Source organism: Vibrio sp. CCUG 15886 (genome assembly GCF_028570825.1).
Taxonomy (GTDB): domain Bacteria; phylum Pseudomonadota; class Gammaproteobacteria; order Enterobacterales; family Vibrionaceae; genus Vibrio; species Vibrio vulnificus_B.
In genome coordinates, this window is the sequence record NZ_JAQQBT010000012.1 from 37,406 (window position 1) to 58,017 (window position 20,612).

The window sequence follows — 20,612 nt, forward strand, 5'->3', positions numbered from 1 at the left end:
TCTTATTCTTTTCCTCTTTTCCTCTTTTCCTCTTTTCCTCTTTTACTCTTTTCCTAGCTTCCTAGCTTCCTAGCTTCCTAGCTTCCTCGCATTTCGGCTTGGATAAATTCGATATCAACGCATTATCAACTTCCCCCTCAATGGCAAGTTGATTGACTTGATGGCTAATGAAAGAGTGGGTTGATAATTTTATTGCCATGAGTTTATGTTTTTAGGTTTTTTCTTAACTGTTTGAAAACATTGGTTTATATGTTGAGTGTTTATCACCTTGATATCAAGAAACTCATTTTTGTCTCATCATTTTATTGATAATCGTAAGTTTATTTTTTTTATCTGCTTTGGGCGTAATCTCCACTTCGAACATTAACGGGGTCACGGAGAAAGTTTTCTCTCTATCGCGTTAATAACATCAAAAGAGCAGCGACAAGGTTGCTTCGCGTTGCGGTTATTTATTCGTTTGAGTTTTGTAACTTAAGTTGAATCGAGTTGGAGATGTTATGTCATCTAATACTAAGAAAATCGGCCTAATTGCCTGTACAGGTGTCGTGGCTGGTAACATGATGGGCAGTGGTATTGCCTTACTTCCTTCTACACTGGCGAGTGTAGGTTCTATCTCTATTTTTAGTTGGGCGATTTGTATTGTTGGTGCATTGAGCCTAGCATTCGTGTTTGCTCGTTTGGCAACCAAAAACCCTCAAGAGGGTGGCCCTATTGCGTATGCAGGTGAGGTGTCACCAGTGTTTGGTTTCCAAACGGGCGTGCTTTACTACCACGCGAACTGGATTGGTAACTTAGCCATTGCCATTACCGGTGTTTCTTACTTATCGGTTTTCTTCCCAGTACTGAATGACCCGATTCCAGCAGGCCTTGCGACCATCGCTTCTGTTTGGGTGTTCACGCTGGTTAACTTGCTCGGTGGTAGCTGGGTAAGCCGACTCTGTACCGTTGGTTTGGTACTGATTTTGGTTCCTGTATTAGGTACAGCACTCTTTGGTTGGACGCACTTCGACAGCGCTATTTACAGCCAAAACTGGAACGTTTCTGCAGGTAGCGATGGCCATGCGATCATCACTGCGGTACTTATCTGTCTATGGTCTTTCGTGGGTGTGGAATCTGCGGCGGTATCATCAGGCATGGTTGAGAACCCAAAACGCACAGTACCACTTGCGACTATGCTAGGTACTGCGATTGCTGGTGTGATTTACGTGCTGTCTACTCAAATGATCAGCGGTATGTTCCCAGCTTCTGAAGTGGCTGCATCAGGTGCACCATTTGCGTTGGCGACCACTGAACTGTTCGGTAGCTGGACTGCGCCATTTGTCTCTGCGTTTACTGCGTTGGCGTGTTTCACCTCTCTTGGTTCTTGGATGATGTTGGTGAGCGAAGCGGGTAAACGTGCCGCAAACGACGGTAACTTCCCTAAAGTGTTTGGTGAAACCGACAAAAACGGCGTGCCTAAGAAAGGTTTGGTTATCGCGTCTAGCATGATGACGATGTTGATGTTGGTACTGATGTTCTTTAGCTCAGAAACCGCGCACGCTTCAGACATGTTTAACCAATTAACCACTGACGCAGTACTACTCACCATGCTGCCTTACTTCTACTCAAGCATTAACTTGATTCGCTTCGAAGGTATGACAACTCGCAATACATTCGTGATGTTGTTCTCGGGCATTGCCAGCTTGTTCTGTATGGTTGCCCTAGCAGGTGCAGAAGGTTCAACCCTCACCGCAACCTTCATCATGTCTCTCATCATTTTGATGTTCTACAGCAAGAAAACAGGCTTGGCACAATACATGGCTGCCCATCCTGAAGAAGCTTCGGCTCAACACTGATTGATTCCGCTGGCGGACTGCCACGCCAGCGTTTCCTAATTTCATCACGGCGCTCGTCTTACTCACTGTGACTAATCACAGAGAGCGCCCTTTTTCGTCTTGGAGATGTCCAAATGAATATTTTCGCTATCTTGAACCACATGGGTGTGTTCTTCAAAGAAGAGCCAGTTCGCCAATTGCATGCAGCACTTGAGAAAGCCGGTTATGAAGTTGTTTATCCAGTGGATGACAAAGATTTGATCAAGATGATCGAAATGAACCCACGCATTTGTGGTGTGCTGTTTGACTGGGATAAATACTCGCTTGAGCTTTGTGAGCGTATTAGCCAAATCAACGAAAAACTGCCAGTACACGCGTTTGCTAACGAGCAATCAACGCTGGATATTTCGCTTACCGATCTACGCCTAAACGTGCATTTCTTTGAATACGCTTTGGGCATGGCGGACGACATCGCCATCAAGATCAACCAAGCGACACAAGAATACAAAGACGCAATTACACCGCCATTCACCAAAGCGCTGTTTAAATACGTGGAAGAAGGCAAATACACCTTCTGTACTCCAGGTCACATGGGTGGTACGGCTTTTCAAAAAAGCCCAGTCGGCAGCATTTTCTACGATTTCTACGGTCCAAATACTTTCAAAGCGGACGTGTCGATTTCTATGCCAGAGCTAGGCTCACTGCTTGACCATTCAGGTCCACACAAAGAAGCGGAAGAGTACATTGCGCGTACGTTCAACGCTGACGCATCGTACATCGTGACGAACGGTACTTCGACGTCAAACAAAATTGTCGGCATGTTCTCTGCGCCAGCGGGCAGCACGGTATTGGTTGACCGTAACTGTCATAAATCATTGACTCACCTAATGATGATGACGGACGTAACACCCATTTACTTCCGTCCAACCCGTAACGCTTACGGCATTCTTGGTGGTATTCCACAAAGTGAATTCAGCCGTGAAGTGATTGCTGAGAAAGTCGCTAAAACACCAGGTGCGAGCGCGCCAAGCTATGCAGTAATCACCAACTCAACTTACGATGGTTTGTTGTACAACACACAATTCATCAAAGAGTCTCTCGACTGTAAACACATCCACTTTGATAGTGCGTGGGTGCCTTACACTAACTTCAACCGTATTTACGAAGGCAAATGCGGCATGAGTGGCGAAGCGATGCCAGGCAAAGTGTTCTACGAAACACAGTCCACTCACAAACTGTTGGCGGCGTTCTCGCAAGCGTCAATGATTCACGTAAAAGGTGAATTTGACCGTGAGTCGTTCAACGAAGCCTTTATGATGCACACTTCCACCTCGCCTCAATACGGCATTGTGGCATCAACAGAAACCGCGGCGGCAATGATGCGTGGCAACACGGGCCGTAAGTTGATGCAAGATTCAATCGACCGTGCGATTCGTTTCCGTAAAGAGATCAAACGCTTAAAAGGTGAAAGTGACGGTTGGTTCTTCGATGTTTGGCAACCAGAGAACATTGAGACAACCGAATGCTGGAAACTTGACCCTAACCAAGACTGGCATGGCTTCAAGAACATGGACGATGACCACATGTATCTTGACCCAATCAAAATCACTTTGCTGACTCCTGGAATGAGCAAAGATGGTGAGTTGGAAACCAGTGGTATTCCTGCTTCATTGGTGGCGAAATATCTTGATGAACGTGGCATTGTGGTAGAAAAAACAGGCCCTTACAACTTGTTGTTCTTGTTCTCAATTGGTATCGACAAATCAAAAGCGATGCAATTGCTACGTGGTTTGACTGAGTTCAAACGTGGTTACGATCTGAACCTAACGATTCGCACCATGCTGCCTGCGCTGTACCGTGAAGATCCAGCGTTCTACGAAGGCATGCGTATTCAAGAGCTGGCACAAGGCATTCACGATCTGACTCGTAAGTATCGTCTACCAGAATTGATGTACAAAGCGTTCGATGTGCTACCAGAGATGAAAGTCACGCCACACGCAGCTTGGCAACAAGAGCTTCGTGGTCAAACCGAAGAGATCTTGCTGAATGATATGGTGGGCCGCGTGAGTGCCAACATGATCCTTCCTTACCCTCCAGGTGTGCCTCTAGTGCTACCAGGTGAAGTGGTGACAGAAAGCTCTCGTCCAGTACTGGATTTCTTGGAAATGTTGTGTGAAATCGGCGCGCATTACCCAGGCTTCGAGACCGACATCCACGGCCTATACCGCCAAAAAGATGGCCGTTACACCGTAAAAGTACTGAAAGACTGATTTGCCTGAAATTAGGTCAATGATTTAACGCAACGTGACTACCCCAATAGACGCGTGACCCAAAGAGAGCCAAACAAATGGCTCTCTTTTTTTTGCACGGCAGATCCCAACGATTAATGAGAGAGGAAGTGAACGGTGCCTCGTTGGGTGTTTTTGGCGTTAAACAGCGCTTTATCCGCTTTGGAAATAAACTGCTCGAGGTCTTGGCTATCGCCCGTTAGGCTGGGATAAAACTGAATGCCGATGGTGAGGGTTAGGGTGTCGGCCACATGAGAATGTTGATTAGGAATGGCCAGTTTCTGAATCGACTGTTGCAGTGAATGCGCCCTAGACTGGCATTCCTCTTGCGAAATATCTTGGATGAAAACCAAGAACTCATCGCCGCCATAACGAAAGCAAATGCCATTGTGACCACTCCAGTTTTTTAGCGCCAGCGAGACCATGCGTAATGCTTTGTCGCCAGTAAGATGACCATAGGTGTCGTTGAGATCTTTAAAACAATCAATATCAACCATAAAGAGCGCGGCACTTTTGCCAGATTGTGCGGTATTGGCAATGGCGCTAGGAAGGTGCACTTCAAGTGCATAGCGATTGTAGAGTTGAGTTAAATGATCAAGGCAGGAGAGTTTCTCCAACTCCAGTTGTTGCCGTTCCAGTTTTTGCAGCGCCGTTTTGTATTCAGTGATGTTGCGCACGGTCCACAGAACCTTGTTTTCTCCAAATACCGGAATGACAAAGGCACTAAAATATTGCAACTCAGTCGGCCCCGCGACACCTTCAAAACAGTTGAGATCTTTCGGATGCAGCGCGTACTCCAACTCTTGTGGAGCTTGGGATTCGATCACTTGCGTGATCACGTCAGAAAACCACCGAGCTTTATCGTGAGGGAGCACTTCGAACTGGTTTAAGCCAATCACATTGGCTGGGTCGTGGTGACGAGAAGTGTCGGTGCCACCCCAAGCCTCAATGTAATAGCCATCGCCATTGATCAAAAAGGTTGGTTCAGGAAGCGCATCAAAAATGTGGTGAATGACCGCCGGGTTGTTGGCGATAACACGCGAAAAAATGGACTGTTCTACCATGCAGCGTACTCCTACCATTTCATTAACTTATAGCTCAATAGCGTGAGCGCCGCGTGACGGGGAACAAAATATTTGTCTTATTTGTAGTACAAGCTCGATCTATTCATTGATAGGTGAGGCCAATAAAGAAAATTGCCGATTCCTATTTAGTAAAAACAAGAAATTAGACGACACTTAAAGAAAGGGCAAAATGACACCGCAAAGGAGCACGCGATGAACTCACTCAAAGTAAAAGATTACATGACCCTACAAGCCGTCACCTTCACAGTTGACATGTCTTTAAGTGCCGCATTGAACAAAGTCATGAAAAGCGTGGTCATGGGTGGTCCGGTGATCAATGAAAAAGAAGAAGTGATAGGTTTCCTTTCAGAGCAAGACTTGCTGGATAAACTGGTGAAAGCCAGTTATCACTGCCAAGATTCGTACACCGCTGGTGAGTGCATGCACAGTGATGTGCTATCGGTTTCGTCCGATATGTCGATCATCGAACTGGCCGACATGATGAAAGTCGGCAAACCGAAAATGTATCCGGTGGTCGACAACAAAAAATTGGTTGGGGTGATCACCCGTCGCGATGTGTTAAAAGCGATTGGCCAAAGCCTCGATGATTGCTTCAAACATCCGGTTTAACCTTCATCTTAACCTTCCTCCTGACGCTGAGCCCTCTAACGAGGGCTTACTTTTATAGCCGATTCCTTGCGGAGTGAAATAACGCTTGACCTTGGAGCTGACTCTAAGGTTTATGCTTACGCTGTACTCACCAATAAGGAAAATGTTATGTGCTCAAAACATACTGCTTGTCAGTCAGAGAAAATCATTGCCAAACCTGCAGCGGTATCGTGCTGCAGTCCGAGCTTAGCCGCTAGCAAAATGACCGCAATTTCATCGGTAGCAGACAGCTGTTGCAGCTCAGATGCGTGCTCAAGCTCAGATCCGAATGAAGAGAGTGAGCGGCGAGAGACACCCTTAGCTCAAAGCGCGTCGGAGCGACAAAGTTGGCTCATCTCCGGTATGGATTGCCCGTCTTGCGCTCAGAAATTGGAAAAAGCCGTCTTGGGTGTGGCCGGCGTTCAGCAGGCGAAAGTGTTGTTTGCCACCGAGAAGTTGGTGGTGGATTTCGCTTCTACGTCATTAATGGCAGAGATTGAACAAGTCGCGGCAAAAACAGGTTTTCCAATCACGCTCGTTGGCTCATCGGCAGCGAAGGCAACTACGGCGCCTCAACCTCAAGGTTGGCTCGGTTTTGTTTACGTTAACTGGCACATTTTAGCCATAGCCTTTTCTATGGCTATCGCCGCTCTATTGGCGACGGTTTCCGAACCGTTAAGTAATGGCTTATTTGTTCTAACCTGTTTAGCGGGTTTATACCCTGTGGCGAAAAAAGCCGTGCGCCTTGCTCGCAGCGGAACCCCTTTCGCCATTGAGACGCTGATGAGCGTGGCGGCCATTGGTGCGCTTTATCTTGGTGAAAGCGTGGAAGCGGCCATGGTTTTACTGCTGTTTTTAATTGGTGAGAAATTGGAAGCGTACGCCGCCTCAAGAGCAAGAAGTGGCGTTCAAGCGTTAATGGCCTTAGTGCCGGAAAACAGCATTAAAATTGTCGATGGTCAACGAGTAGAAGTGGCGGCAAGTGAGTTGATGCCAGGTGATGTGGTTGAAATTGCGCCCGGTTCTCGTTTGCCTGCGGATGGCCTGCTCCTTACGCCGACGGCCAGTTTTGATGAAAGTGCCTTGACGGGAGAATCGGTGCCCGCAGAGCATACCTCTGGCGCGAAGCTGATGGCGGGTGTGGTGGCTGTCGATAAAGTCGTGCGCATCGAAGTCACCTCAAAACAAGGTGAAAATGCGATAGATCGTATTTTGCATCTCATCGAAGAGGCGGAATCGCGCAAAGCACCACTGGAGCGTTTCTTAGACAAATTCAGCCGTTGGTACACACCATTAATGATGTTGGTGTCGTTGGCCGTGATCGTCGTACCGCCAATGTTCTTCGCCCAGCCTTGGGAGACGTGGGTGTATCGCGGTTTGGCTTTGCTACTGATTGCTTGTCCTTGTGCTTTGGTGATCTCAACGCCGGCAGCAATTACTTCTGGCCTTGCTGCGGCAGCCAAACGTGGCGCCTTGATCAAAGGTGGCGCGGCGTTAGAACAGCTTGGTAAAGTCGAAGCGGTTGCCTTTGATAAAACCGGCACACTTACACAAGGCAAACCGCAAGTGACAGATGTGGTGTCATTCCTCTATGACGATGAAACCTTGTTGAGTTTGAGCGCAGCGGTGGAAGTGGGTTCGAGTCACCCTTTAGCGGTTGCGTTGATTAATCACACCGAGAGTTTGGGTTACACCATTGCGGAAGCAACGGACAAAATGGCTCAAGTTGGGGCGGGCGTTTCCGGTTTCGTTGATGGTAAAAGCGTGGAGCTGGTGGCCCCTTCACGAGCCCAATTTCCACTCTCCTTGCAACTAGAAAGAGAAATTGTCCGCTTAGAAGGACAAGGGAAAACCGTGGTGATTGTGCGTCATGATAGTGAAGCCATTGGGCTTATCGCATGGCAAGATACATTGCGCAAAGACGCGGCTCAAGCGGTGGTTGCGCTGGGTAAACTGGGCGTTTCTGCGGTGATGTTGACAGGTGATAACCCTCGCAGTGCTCAAGCCATTGCTCAGCAGATTGGCATTGATTACCAAGCGAGCTTATTGCCAGCAGACAAAGTCCACTATGTGGAGCAGTTTGCCGCAAGCAAGACCGTTGCCATGGTTGGAGATGGCATCAACGATGCGCCTGCCATGAAAGCGGCGAGTATTGGTATCGCCATGGGCGGAGGAACCGACGTCGCCCTTGAAACGGCGGATGCTGCGCTTACGCATAATCGCTTGGTTGAGTTGCCAAGCATGATAGAGCTCTCACGCGCCACAATGAGCATCATCCGTCAAAATGTCGCGTTGTCATTGGGTCTAAAAGGGGTGTTTCTTGTCACCAGCTTGCTTGGCATCACCGGGTTATGGGTGGCGGTATTAGCGGACAGTGGCGCAACGGCATTGGTCACACTAAACGCACTGCGATTGTTACGATTCCGTTCCTCAAATGAATAATAGACAGTGTGAATCTATAGAGCCCGCATTTATGATGCGGGCTTTTTGTTGGCATTTCTTATGCAATTTGGCTGAAAATTGCAGACAAAGTGTGATGCAAACCGGTTTTTCTAAGTAATAAGTTTTTGTTACATTCTTTCATTGTGACCCTGATCACTCCAAGTTGTGGGGAGGTTGAGTAAAGTGCATTTTTAGACCCCTACAAATTTATCTGAGCTTATTTTCAAGTAAGCCGCAATAAGGAGTGACTTATGTCTCAAGCTGTTTTCCACTTAGGTGTTACTGAAGCAGATCTTAACGGTGCAACGCTAGCGATCATCCCAGGTGATCCTGCGCGTGTACAAAAAATTGCTGAAGAAATGGAAAACCCAGTATTTCTAGCTAGCCATCGTGAGTACACCTTGTACCGTGCACAGCTAGATGGCAAACCAGTGGTTGTTTGTTCAACGGGTATCGGCGGTCCTTCTACTTCTATTGCGGTTGAAGAGTTGGCTCAACTGGGTGTGCGTACTTTCCTACGTGTTGGTACAACGGGTGCGATCCAGCCGCATGTTAACGTGGGTGACATGATCGTCACGACAGGCTCTGTTCGTCTAGATGGTGCGAGCTTGCACTTTGCGCCAATGGAGTTCCCTGCAGTGGCTGACTTTGACGTAGCAACGGCAATGAAAGCAGCTGCATTAGAAAGTGGTGCAACAGTTCACACGGGTGTTACTGCGTCAAGTGATACCTTCTACCCAGGTCAAGAGCGTTACGATACCTTTACGGGTCGCGTAGTGAGCCGTTTCCAAGGCTCAATGAAAGAGTGGCAGGAGATGGGCGTACTGAACTTTGAAATGGAATCAGCGACGTTGTTGACCATGTGTGCAAGTTCTGGCCTACGCGCGGGTTGTGTTGCCGGTGTTATCATCAACCGTACACAAAAAGAGATCCCAGATCACGCGACGCTAAAAGAGACGGAAGCTCGCTCTATCAAAGTGGTTGTCGAGTCTGCACGTAAAATGCTGTAATCACATTGCACTGATTGAATGAAGAAACCCCGAGGTAATTGCTTCGGGGTTTTTGTTTGTCGGTTGAAAAAGCAATTGGTCTTTTAAGCCCCTCCAAGTAAGACGGGAATTAGATCCCGTCGCTACCACCTGCTTGTGCAAACCACTCTGTGAGATGCTTTTTCAAATCTTTCAATTCATCAGGGCCGATCAGCGCTAAGCCAAGATCTTCTGCACGGGTAATATCGTTGTGACGCAGTGGACGGAAGCTTACCAACATGGCTCTTGCTTGTAGGCCACCGAGTAGGTCACGCAGTGATTCAAGCTTATAAAGCGTATCGTCGCCGTCATCACGCATGCCCTTCGTCTTACATTCAATGATGTGCAGTTTATTGTTAACCACAGAGGCGACATCAAGCTCATTACGCACTTCGCGCTCACCAAGTTGACGATAGACCTGAACATTGAGCGAATGGTCTTGAATGGTGGGCATGTCATCTTGGATCTGTTTGACGGTGCTGTGAACCAGTGTCTCTAACCATTCACCATTGGAGAAACGACGAGCGTCTTCATTGGCAAAGGTAAGAATGCCGTTTTCGTAAGTGGCGATCTGCGCTTCCACCAAATCTGCCAGCAGCATATTCAGCTCGCGATAGCCTTGCTGCTTTTCAGATAACTCTACATCCAGCTTTTGCTCTTTGCGGCATGTCGTAGCGAGATAGTTTAAAGTCGCCAAACCAGGGCCTAATTCCAAAGCGTGACTGGCCCAACGCTCGCCGAGTTCATGCAATTTTTGGTCAAGTTGAGGTGGCAGTTCGACCTCATTGAACTCACCGCGCGCACCAAAGATAGTGAGATAATCAGCAACGGTAATGCGGTCTTGTACTTGAGTGTCTTCACGGCCATCAGGATAGAGCCAGCACAGTTTGTCGCTGTTTGGTTCAACCACAAAAATTGGCCAATGGTAAGTGCGGAATACCTCATAAACAGAAAGAAGGCGATGACGCAGGCCACAACTGGCGTTCAGTTTGACATCTTCCCCGCGGCTTTTGAGATCTTCAGCTAAGGCCTGAATAGATTGTTTGATCAAACGAGTATCGACGACAGAGGGGATGACAAACAGTTCGGAAGTGATATCACGCTGAGCAAGCACAGAATGAAGTCTTTGATACATATCGCGTTGAGACTCATCACCGATAAACACGATATGAGTGCTGACGGTACGCAGATCGAGGAGAGGAGTCACCAGTCTGACAGGGTCCTGATCAATGATACCAACGTGTACAGCCATAACATTTCCTTCTCAGTACGGCTTGCAAAAAATGAGGATGTGAAAGAGAGTGCAAGCGCCTGATCTCCATATGTAGACACAGCGCATAAAAAACAAGGGCAACTTTGTCAAAAGTTGCCCTTACCGGATGACTTTCCCCCGTTTGAGGGGATTTCTGTTGAAATTTAGAGCTTAAAGCGATGCACCAATTCAGTCTGTTGACTCGCTAAGCTAGAGAGGCTCTCGCTGGTGGCTGCGATTTCCGCCATCGCATGGTAACTACGGTCTGCGATGTTATTGATGTCTTCCAAGCTACGTGCAATAGAGGTTGACGTTTCGCTCTGTTCTGCGGCCGCTTGTGAAATGTGCGTACTCATTTGGCTGATTTCGATGATCAACGCCTGAATCTCTTCCATCGCGCCGTTGGCTTTCGAGGCTTGCTCTACCGACATCTCCATATCACTCATGCAACTTTGAATCACATGGCTTGCCGACTGCGAGCTAGACTGCAGATTGCTGATCATCGATTCAATTTCAGTGGTTGATTGGGTGGTCTTCGATGCGAGTACTCGAACTTCGTCTGCAACCACCGCAAAGCCGCGGCCTTGCTCGCCCGCACGCGCAGCTTCAATTGCCGCGTTGAGGGCAAGGAGGTTGGTTTGCTCTGCAATGTTGCGAATCACATCGAGAATCGAGCCAATTTGACCACTCATGCGTTGCAATTCAGAAACCGCGCTGACCGACTCGTTTAGGCGAGTCTCCAATTGATTGATGGTGGAGATATTGCTACTCATGATGGTACGGCCAGATTCAGATGCCGATTCCACTTTTTGCACCATTTCCAACGAACCTTGCGCGCTCTGGGCCACTTCTTGAACGGAGTGACTCATTTCGGTCATTGCAGTGGCTACGCTGGCGGTTTGCTCGCGTTGTGCATTCAGTTGGTTTTGCGCGTTGCTCGAGGTACGTTCATTGTTTGCTGCGGTGTCGGTCAGATTTTCTGCCGCATCATTCAATTTCACCAAAATGTCGTGCAGGCTATCTGCCAGTGTATTGATGTGGCCACTCACTCGACTGAACTCGTTGTTGTAACGAATTTCGATACGCTGCGTCATATCACCGTTGGCAAGCCCTTCCAAAGTGGAAAGAATACGTGTTAACGGCTCACGAACGCTGTGGGCAATGTGATAGCCCACAGCGGCGGCAAAAATGGTCACCGCAATGCCAATCACAATCGCTTTGAGCAAGCCTTGGTCGTACACTTCGCCTGCTTCAACCAAAGAGGTGTTGAGGTTGTCGGTTGCTGTTGTAGTAAAGGTTTCCAACAATCGCATCGCAGAGTCAACTTTGACCGCTAGGTTGGCGATGTTGTCATACAAAGCAGCTTTGGCTTCAAGGTAGCTGGCGTGTTGATCCAACACCCCGCCTTTTTGGCCCACGTCCTGAGTGAACTGCTCGACAGATGCATTGAACACATCTTTCAGTGATGGCAGTTGGGTAGTGAGGCCACGATAAGCGTAATTAAGGTGAGTGACCGCTTTCTTGTTTTTGTTCACTGCCTTTTTCACAAACTCAAGGTCTGAGCTAGCCAAGGCGTCTGAGGTGATCACTTCAGCATCTTTCAACTTAATGAAATAGCTTTTTGCCATCACTTTGACAGAAATGCTGGATTGGTCATCGACGTACTCTTTCATACCAACCGTCAGTTCGGTGTGAAGTTTTTGGAAGCGACGTGACGATTTTTGCACTTCTGTTTGTGCAGCAAACATCGCTTCATAGTTGTTCATTGCTTCATTGGCTTCCGCAAAGTAGCTGTTTTCAATTTCTCTGAGTTGAGCTAAAGACTCTGCGAGTGCAGGGTAGGCCTTGCTCGCGTTTTCCAGTTCGTTGAGCGTTTGGTTAAACTCAGTTTGCGATCTACCAAATTCGCTGCGCATCTGCGTCATGCGATCTTGGTTCTGCGTGGTGAGAAAATCTTTAAAAGATTTATCCGCAGATAACAACTCAACACTGGTTTGGTTGGATAACGAAACCAAAGGCAGTGAATTTTTCGAAACGGTTTCGAAGTTGGAATGAATTTGATTCATGCCATTGGTCATAATGGTGACTGTAACGGCAAACAAGACGATTATCAGCGCGAAGCCGGCATACATCCTTTTAATGACTGAGCCTTGCATACTTTGAGCCCTCTCCCACATGTAACAAAAGAAAAAAAGAAACGGAACCCGTCTCAAAAAACTAACAAAATTGTCATCATTGTATTGAGATTGAGATGAGCATTTTGTGGCGAGGGCTGCAAAAAAGACTTTATAGCAGGATGTTCTGTTGATAATGTTACGTGAACACTGTTTTTTATTGAGATGCACACAACGTTGGCGCATACTTATCCGGTTAAACAGCGACGTTATGGAGTACACATGGCCGAAGAAACTATCTTTAGCAAAATCATTCGCAAGGAAATTCCTGCTCAGATCCTTTTCCAAGATGATCTTGTCACCGCATTTCGTGACATCAACCCACGAGCACCGAAGCACATCCTAATTATTCCAAATAAACTCATTCCGACAGTGAATGATGTTGAGGCGGATGATGAAGCGATGATGGGCCGCATGTTCACTGTCGCAAAACAGTTGGCCAAAGAAGAGGGCATCGCGGAAGAGGGCTACCGTCTCATCGTGAACTGTAATGCGCATGGTGGCCAAGAGGTTTATCACATCCATATGCATTTAGTGGGTGGTAAGCCACTGGGTCCAATGTTATTGGGCTAAATGTCAAACAGCGGCCAGTGATTATCTGGCCGCTTTATTTTCGATGCATTCTCTTGGAGTTACATGTGAAGCAATACCGGAAATTAGTCGGAGTATTTGCCGCGACCCTGATCATGTCGGGATGCGCCAATATGTCCGCCGGTAACCTTTTCAGCCACTATAGTGAACAAAACCGCTCCGTCTATCAGGCGGTAAAAAGCGGCGATTACGCGCAAGCGCAAGAATTGCAAAGTGAGGGTGTTGCTGGCGACATTCTCGATAATATGGAAAAAGGACGCATTGCGTTCTTATCGGCAGATTACCCCGAAAGTAAGAAAGCGCTAGAAGCAAGCGACATGGCGGTGAGAAAGTGGCAAGATTTGGCCAAAGTGTCTTTATCACAAACGGCAACCAGTGTGGGTTCGCTGGCGGTCAACGATAATCTCAACAACTACACACCGGCAGATTACGAACTGGGCTTTCTCCATTTGTATCTCGGTTTGAACTACCTTCAGCAGAACAGCTTGGAGGGTGCATTGGTTGAAATGCGTCGTGCCAACCAAGTTCAGGAAGCCGCGCGTAAAGCGCGTGAAGACGATCTCCAGTCTGCTGAGCGTGATATGCAAAAAAATGGCATGTCGACCAACTTGGGCAGCGTGTTGGCGAATTACCCCGATGCGGGGAAAACCTTACAATCGGTGCAAAATGGCTATCTGTTTTTCCTCTCGGGTCTTTTGTATGAAGCCTCAAAAGATCTCAATGGTGCTTATGTTGACTACCGCAGAGCCTTGGCGGTGAGTCCTAATAACCCTGCGGTTATTGAAAGAACCATGCTGGTGGCGAAAAAGCTGGGCATGCGTGAAGATTTGGCCAAATTAGAAAAACGCTACGGTAAGCAAAACGACACCTTGGCGGGTGAACAAGGCCGCGTGATTGTTATTGAAGAACAAGGGGTTGTTGAAGCGCTCCAAGGCTGGCGAATAGATTTACCTGTCTATGACAGTCGAGGCGTTGGAGCGCTGTATTCTCTCGCGCTACCTTATTACCCAAGCCAAAATTATCAGCGCTTTTCCCCATTACGTTTGAATCAACAGAAACTGGAAAGCCAGTTGTTGGCCGATGTCGATCAGATGGCGAAGTACGACTTAAGTAAGCGTTTGCCTTCGATGGTGATTCGCCAGGCATTGCGTGTGGTGGCCAAAGATCAATTGCGTAAAGAAGCCGCCAAGGGCGATGACGTCGGCAATCTGTTGTTTAATGTTTGGAACGCGTTAACAGAGCAACCGGATACTCGTAGCTGGCAAACTTTACCAGCAAGAGTCAATGTAATGAGTGAAGTGGTCTCATCGGGTGAGCAAACATTGACATCCGGTGACAAAGATTACCAGTTCATGGTCGCAGACAAACAGACGACTTTGGTCTGGATTTCCCGTCAGGGAACTCACCAAACCATATGGCACAAACAATTAGGGAGGCTGTAATGAGAGCTTGGATTATTTCGGCATTGGTTTTGCTTGGCTTAGCAGGCTGTGCAGAGAATACGGCGGGAATGCGAGTCGATGGTGAAACGCAACACGTCTTTTTCCATGACAATGTATTGGGTGGCAGACTATTGGTCGATGACATCGCCACGACGCAAGTGGATGATCGCGCCCGTGCGGTTGTGCGTCTAACCAGCAATTTTAAAGGCGATCAGAACATCCTTTATCGCTTTGCTTGGTACGATGACAACGGCCTAGAAGTGAACACCAAGCCAGGCCCTTGGCGTCAAGCCATTGTGCGTGGTTTTGAATCTATTACCCTTTCGGAAGTAACGGTGAATCCGAATGGCACTCAATATCGCTTGCAAATCCGTGCAGCAAATGAATAAAAAATGTGAGGACTAAAAATGAATAAAGGTGTTGTCGCCTTACTAGGCTTAGCTGTTTTACTGGGTGGTTGTTCTAACCGAGTTTCTTATGGTGATGCGCAAGCTACTGAAACCACCACCATCGACTTTGGTTCGACGGACTTACAAACCATCGCCGGTCAAATGGTGGATAGTATGATGATGTCTGGCTCTGTGGCGGCGATTACGCGCGACAGTCGCCCAATTGTGTTTGTTGAACGCATTAAAAACAAAACCAGTGAGCATATTGATACGGAATCCATCACCGACACTATTTCAACCAAAATGCTTAACTCAGGTAAGTTCCGTTTTGTCGACATGGATCGCGTAGAAGCGGTACGTGAACAACTGAACTTCCAAAACAATGATGAGCTTGTGAACCAATCTACCGCGATTCAGTTTGGTAAAATGGTTGGCGCTCAGTACATGTTATACGGTAATTTGTCGAGCATCGTGAAAAACGACGGTAGCGACAAAGACGTGTACTACAAAATGACCATGCGCTTGATGGATCTGGAAACCGGTTTAATTGAGTGGGCGGATGAAACTGAAATCCGTAAGCAGCAGTCTAAGAGCTTGTTAGGACTATAAACAATGTGAGGTCACCTATGGCATGGTTTTCTTGGCAACAGGCAAAACAACTGGATCCGAGTTTAAACGCGGTAGGTGACTTTTTTGTACCCGCACCCATGCAGGTACAAACAGTGACTGGTGGTTTAACCAACCGATGTTGGAAAATCAACGATCACGCAGGCAAATCTTACGTTTGGAGGCCGGCAAGCAAAGTTTGTCAGGCCTTTTCTATCTCTCGCTACAGTGAATACCAAATTCTCAATGCCATTGCCGATTTAAAACTCGGCCCCAAGCCTGTGCTGGTCAATGAGCATGGCGTCTTAGTGGAATGGCTAGAAGGTGAGACGATGCGTGATGGAGTTGCGTCCGACACCTTACTCAAAACCGCGATCAAAATTCATCAGTTTGATGCTCACACTTTACCTTTAGCACCGTTTAGTTATACCGCTCGAGTGGATCACTATTGGATGCAATTGGAAGGGAAATATCTGGGCAGCGAATATGAAAACCTTTACCAACAGTGGCGCAGTGCTCCATCTATCACTCCGCTTCCCGTTGCCCTTTGTCATTTCGATTTAGGTGGATACAACATGGTGAAAGGGCCGGACGGGGTAAAAGTGATCGATTGGGAATACGCGGCATTGGCGGATCCTCGCTTGGATTTAACCCTTACGATTCAGCTATCCGGTGAAGATTGGTTTGAAATGGTCTGCCGCTACTGCCAGCTTCGCGAAATTGACGAGGTTGAGGTGTGGATTGAGGGGGTTAAAGCATGGCAACCAAGAACCACTATGATGGCAATGTTGTGGTATCTGCTTGCACACAAAATCTGGGGTGATGATGAATATTTGCTCACTGCCAAACAAATGCTTCACTCATTATGCCATGAGGATCACTGTTTGCACGGTTGAGACAAGTTCGCACTTTAAACCCTTGTAATTCGTGGTAGATTGAAAGCATTAATCAAGTCACTCCAAGATGCACTGTTTGCGCTGCGTGTTATCGCCCGTTGCCCACACTGTGTTGCTGTTTGCGAAGGTATCTTGAAGTCACTTGGGATAAGTACCAAGAATAGTTAGGGAGAGGTACACATGATTATCTACCTTCACGGTTTCGACTCAACAAGCCCAGGTAACCACGAAAAAGTATTGCAGCTGCAGTTTATCGATCCAGACGTGCGTTTCATCAACTACAGCACGCTTCATCCGAAGCACGATATGCAGCACTTGTTAAAAGAAGTTCATAAAGCGATTGAACAATCAAACGATCCTGAACCGATTATTTGTGGCGTTGGTCTCGGTGGTTTTTGGTCAGAACGCATCGGTTTTCTTTGCGGTATCAAGCAAGTCATTTTTAACCCTAATCTTCATCCAGAAAACAATATGGCAGGTCGCATTGACCGTCCGGAAGAGTATGAAGATATTGCAACCAAATGTGTCGAACAGTTTCGTATGAAGAACAAAGGGCGCTGTTTAGTGATCTTGTCACGTGATGATGAAATCCACGACAACAGTAAAACAGCACAAGCGCTTGAGAATTACTACGAAGTGGTTTGGGATGACAAAGAAACCCATAAATTCAAAAAGATATCTCAGCACTTGCAGAAGATGAAAGCATTTAAAGAAAACAACTGAGCGCTTTTATCGCCTCATTTGAACCTCTAAATCCGACACACAAGCACCTAGCGATAGGTGCTTTTTCTTTATCTGTTATAGGGGCTACAAAAGCGCCATGCGATGTCGATGCTTTGTTTTGAGGTGAGAGCAGTAGAAAACATCACCATTCCGTATGGGTAGTAAGGATTTTTGTTGCGGTTGTGATTTCGCGCTATATAATGAACCACTATAAAATAATTTGATAAATATCAAAAAAAATTGAGAGCGAGTAAAAAAACTTGCCCAATTCGTATTGTCGAGGTGATCTCCAATACGCTTTTATCCAAACGTTAAATGCCCTTTGATAACCCTGAACAGAACGTTCACAAGCACAAGATTTCTCTGTAGGACGCGTTACTGGTGATAACACCGAATGACCCGTCGTGCAGGACCCTTTTTATTATTTTGTAGAGGATTATCACTGTGACACGAATTATCGTTGTTGGTGGCGGTGCTGGTGGCCTAGAGTTGGCAACCAAATTAGGTCGCACATTAGGTCGTAAAAGACGTGCTCAAATCACCCTAGTGGATCGCAAGGCGAGCCATTTATGGAAGCCATTGCTGCATGAAGTAGCGACAGGCTCTCTGGATGAAGGAGTTGATGCGCTAAGCTACCGTGCTCATGCCAAAAACCACTGTTTCGATTTCCAAATGGGCAGCCTAGAAAACATCGACCGTGAACGTAAGGTTGTGATTCTAAGTGAATTAAAAGATGAGCACGGTGAGCTATTGATGCCAAGCCGTGAGCTCGAATACGATCTCTTGGTTCTCGCAATTGGCTCAACATCAAATGACTTCAACACCCCTGGTGTACGCGAGCACTGTATCTTCCTTGATAGTCCAGAGCAGGCGCACCGTTTCCGTCATGAGATGAACAACGAATTCCTTAAGCTGCACGCCAAAAATGGCCATGGCACCGTCGATATCGCGATTGTTGGTGCTGGCGCGACGGGCGTTGAGCTTTCTGCGGAATTGCACAATGCCATTAAAGAGCTGCGCACTTACGGTTTTGGCGATCTCGATTCCAGCAAACTAAACGTCAACCTTGTCGAAGCGGGCGAACGAATTCTTCCTGCATTGCCACCGCGCATTTCCTCCGCGGCACACAGTGAATTGGTGAAGCTCGGGGTGAATGTTCGTACCGCAACTATGGTGACAAAGGCCGAAGCGGATGGCTTGACCACCAAAGATGGAGAGAAGATCCCAGCGCAAATCATGGTTTGGGCGGCGGGTATTAAAGCGCCTGATTTCATGAAAGACATTGCGGGCTTGGAAACCAACCGCATTAACCAGCTCGTGGTGAAAAATACGCTGCAAACCACGCGCGATGACGATATTTTCGTGATCGGTGATTTGGCTCAGTGTACTCAAGCGGATGGCAAGTTTGTGCCACCACGTGCGCAAGCAGCGCACCAAATGGCGAGCCATGCGTTTAGCAACATCATCGCCAAACTCAATGGCCGTGAGCTGAAAGATTACGTGTATAAAGATCATGGTTCATTGGTTTCACTCAGCCGCTTCTCTACCGTGGGCAGCTTAATGGGCAACCTGACCAAAGGTTCAATGATGGTGGAAGGCCGTATCGCGCGCGTTGTGTACATTTCGCTGTACCGCATGCATCAAATGGCGCTACACGGTATTTTCAAAACGGGTTTGATGATGTTGGTTGGTCGTATCAACCGCGTATTACGTCCAAACTTGAAACTTCACTAATTGAAATACGAAGTGACGAACTGACCCAAAAGGAGCCAACGAGCTCCTTTTTTAATGGCTGATATTTCTCCCATTCGTGTCGGTATTAATGCATATCTTGGGGAATCAATGAATAGACCACACCATCTTGTGGTTTGTCGTGGAAAACAAAGCGATTACGGGCGATGGTCTCTTGTTTGGCATGGCAAGATTCAATCAGTTTCTGGCTAGCTTGGTTATCAATTGCGCACACAATTTCCAATCGAGTTAGTTTGAGTTTGGCAAAGCAAAACTCCGCCAGGGCCCACATGGCTTCTTTGGCTAGCCCTTGGCGCTGATGATCGTCGGCGATCCAATAACCGAGACTGGCCATGTTGAAGGTGTGGTAAAGCTCATTGATGGCCACCATGCCAACCAGTTCATCACTGCCTTTGAGAAATATGCCAAACCCATACGCGTCAGCTTTCACCCAGTTCAATCGGGTCATGAGAAGAAAGCTTTGCGCTTCTTTTTCGCTGTAATTCGGGTGACACCAATCGATCCATTGATGGAGAGAAGTTGAACGACGAATTAATCTCGCCAACTCACTCGCACGCTCGGCTTCGATTAAACGTAAGGTCACTCGTTGGGTTACGATATGGAAATCGGGACTCATGGCAATTCCGTTATAAGCATTTGAGTAAAGTATAAATGATAACTTTGTGAATTGGTTGAGAAAAACAAAGCCCCCGACACAGTCGAGGGCTTATGAGCAAAGGGCGTGTAGAGGTTATTCTACGCGACGCACTTGAATCACCATTCCAAGCAGTGGGTGATCGAGGTAGTGAGTTTCACCGCTACGCATACGACGCTTTTGATCCATTCGATAGCTCTTTAAGAACTGCTCAACCGTCACCGTTGGTGTTACTTCGGTTAAGTTACCCAGTTGGACGTTGCCATCAACTTGGCCTAACTGTTCGGCATTTTCTTCAAGCGGTGTGGCCTCTAGCGTAATTTCACGCACGCTTGGCTCTTTAAGATCCAACGCGGTTTCGATGAAAAGATAATGCTGAACATAAACCTGTAGCGTGCCGTCTAACTCGTAAAGAGGGTTGTCGATGCTCACTTCTGTAATGCCATCTAACGGTGCTTGCACAGCGGCCTGTTTTTCAGAACCGTCTGGGTTGTACTCTTTTGAGTAGTCTTTTCCTGCGCGAATACGGAAGATTGGCGCTGAGCCTTTTCCTCGATCACCTTGACGCCACGCTTTGTGCAGCAACACTTGGAAGCCAGCATGTTTCTCTAGTGCTTCTTTCTGCGATAACAGCTGGTAGCTAGAGTAAGGCAGCATAGAAACCCCTTTGCTCTGGCGGAACTGGGCATCCTGAAAATCGCCGGCATAAGTCATGGTGATCTCTGGCAATTGATTCGGCCAGGACTCATTAGTTTGCTCTGCATCTACGGCGCGTTTAAAGATGATCACTTCAACATCAAATTGTCTCTGTGCCCAAGAAGGCATTGAAACACAGAGTAGTAACAGAGGAATGAGAAATCTCATGGAAT

General features: G+C 47.4%; 17 protein-coding genes. 12 read left to right on the forward strand and 5 right to left on the reverse strand.

What is annotated here, in order from left to right; translation table 11 throughout:
- The first annotated feature begins 497 nt into the window (after positions 1-497).
- Both cadB and PQQ36_RS17285 read left to right on the forward strand, forming a co-directional pair.
- Positions 498-1,835: a cadaverine/lysine antiporter gene (gene cadB / locus PQQ36_RS17280; RefSeq protein WP_011079947.1), complete on the forward strand. Its 1,338-nt coding sequence runs from the start codon at positions 498-500 to the stop codon at positions 1,833-1,835.
- Between the two features lie 113 nt (positions 1,836-1,948).
- Positions 1,949-4,084: a lysine decarboxylase CadA gene (locus tag PQQ36_RS17285; protein WP_011079948.1), complete on the forward strand. Its 2,136-nt coding sequence runs from the start codon at positions 1,949-1,951 to the stop codon at positions 4,082-4,084.
- A gap of 113 nt (positions 4,085-4,197) precedes the next feature.
- Here the strand turns inward: PQQ36_RS17285 and PQQ36_RS17290 are convergent, their stop codons facing one another.
- Positions 4,198-5,184, reverse strand: coding sequence for a sensor domain-containing diguanylate cyclase (locus PQQ36_RS17290; RefSeq protein WP_072612021.1), 987 nt, complete (start codon positions 5,182-5,184; stop codon positions 4,198-4,200).
- 195 nt (positions 5,185-5,379) lie between these two features.
- On the opposite strand from PQQ36_RS17290, the gene PQQ36_RS17295 reads away from it, so the two are divergent.
- The 3 genes from PQQ36_RS17295 (at position 5,380) to udp (ending at position 9,266) form a co-directional block, all read left to right on the forward strand.
- The gene (locus tag PQQ36_RS17295) at positions 5,380-5,796 is read left to right on the forward strand and encodes a CBS domain-containing protein (RefSeq protein ID WP_273661893.1); all 417 of its coding nucleotides are present in this window, start codon (positions 5,380-5,382) and stop codon (positions 5,794-5,796) included.
- Between the two features lie 147 nt (positions 5,797-5,943).
- Positions 5,944-8,256 carry a zinc/cadmium/mercury/lead-transporting ATPase gene (locus PQQ36_RS17300; protein ID WP_225470490.1) on the forward strand — a complete coding sequence of 771 codons (2,313 nt, stop codon included), beginning with the start codon at positions 5,944-5,946 and terminating at the stop codon, positions 8,254-8,256.
- Positions 8,257-8,507: 251 nt separating this feature from the next.
- Positions 8,508-9,266, forward strand: coding sequence for a uridine phosphorylase (udp, locus tag PQQ36_RS17305; RefSeq protein WP_039554285.1), 759 nt, complete (start codon positions 8,508-8,510; stop codon positions 9,264-9,266).
- A 109-nt stretch (positions 9,267-9,375) separates the two neighbouring features.
- Here the strand turns inward: udp and PQQ36_RS17310 are convergent, their stop codons facing one another.
- Positions 9,376-10,536: a DUF1887 family protein gene (locus PQQ36_RS17310; protein ID WP_011079953.1), complete on the reverse strand. Its 1,161-nt coding sequence runs from the start codon at positions 10,534-10,536 to the stop codon at positions 9,376-9,378.
- Between the two features lie 164 nt (positions 10,537-10,700).
- Positions 10,701-12,692, reverse strand: coding sequence for a methyl-accepting chemotaxis protein (locus PQQ36_RS17315; RefSeq protein ID WP_104408411.1), 1,992 nt, complete (start codon positions 12,690-12,692; stop codon positions 10,701-10,703).
- Between the two features lie 240 nt (positions 12,693-12,932).
- Between PQQ36_RS17315 and hinT the strand changes: the two genes are divergently transcribed.
- The 7 genes from hinT to PQQ36_RS17350 all read left to right on the forward strand — a co-directional run bounded on the left by hinT (position 12,933) and on the right by PQQ36_RS17350 (position 19,091).
- Positions 12,933-13,283: a purine nucleoside phosphoramidase gene (gene hinT / locus PQQ36_RS17320; RefSeq protein ID WP_011079955.1), complete on the forward strand. Its 351-nt coding sequence runs from the start codon at positions 12,933-12,935 to the stop codon at positions 13,281-13,283.
- A 65-nt stretch (positions 13,284-13,348) separates the two neighbouring features.
- Positions 13,349-14,743: a COG3014 family protein gene (locus tag PQQ36_RS17325; protein ID WP_165386340.1), complete on the forward strand. Its 1,395-nt coding sequence runs from the start codon at positions 13,349-13,351 to the stop codon at positions 14,741-14,743.
- Positions 14,743-15,132, forward strand: a complete 390-nt coding sequence (locus PQQ36_RS17330) for a YcfL family protein (protein ID WP_011079957.1) — start codon at positions 14,743-14,745, stop codon at positions 15,130-15,132. The genes PQQ36_RS17325 and PQQ36_RS17330 overlap by 1 nt, the downstream gene beginning before the upstream one ends.
- 18 nt (positions 15,133-15,150) lie before the next feature.
- Positions 15,151-15,741 (forward strand): penicillin-binding protein activator LpoB, encoded by a 591-nt coding sequence (lpoB, locus tag PQQ36_RS17335; RefSeq protein ID WP_011079958.1) that lies wholly within the window; start codon positions 15,151-15,153, stop codon positions 15,739-15,741.
- Positions 15,742-15,758: 17 nt separating this feature from the next.
- On the forward strand, positions 15,759-16,634 hold the full coding sequence (thiK, locus tag PQQ36_RS17340) for a thiamine kinase (RefSeq protein WP_263137624.1): 876 nt from the start codon (positions 15,759-15,761) through the stop codon (positions 16,632-16,634).
- A 180-nt stretch (positions 16,635-16,814) separates the two neighbouring features.
- Positions 16,815-17,357, forward strand: coding sequence for an alpha/beta hydrolase YcfP (gene ycfP / locus PQQ36_RS17345; protein ID WP_038939822.1), 543 nt, complete (start codon positions 16,815-16,817; stop codon positions 17,355-17,357).
- A 444-nt stretch (positions 17,358-17,801) separates the two neighbouring features.
- On the forward strand, positions 17,802-19,091 hold the full coding sequence (locus tag PQQ36_RS17350) for an NAD(P)/FAD-dependent oxidoreductase (protein ID WP_013571371.1): 1,290 nt from the start codon (positions 17,802-17,804) through the stop codon (positions 19,089-19,091).
- Positions 19,092-19,176: 85 nt separating this feature from the next.
- Here PQQ36_RS17350 and PQQ36_RS17355 read toward each other — a convergent pair whose 3' ends face one another.
- Entirely contained in the window at positions 19,177-19,725 is a 549-nt protein-coding gene (locus tag PQQ36_RS17355; RefSeq protein WP_013571372.1) for a GNAT family N-acetyltransferase, read from the reverse strand.
- A 114-nt stretch (positions 19,726-19,839) separates the two neighbouring features.
- A complete protein-coding gene (locus PQQ36_RS17360) occupies positions 19,840-20,607 on the reverse strand; it encodes a peptidoglycan binding protein CsiV (RefSeq protein WP_011079963.1) in 768 nt (255 codons plus the stop codon).
- Positions 20,608-20,612: the final 5 nt, after the last annotated feature.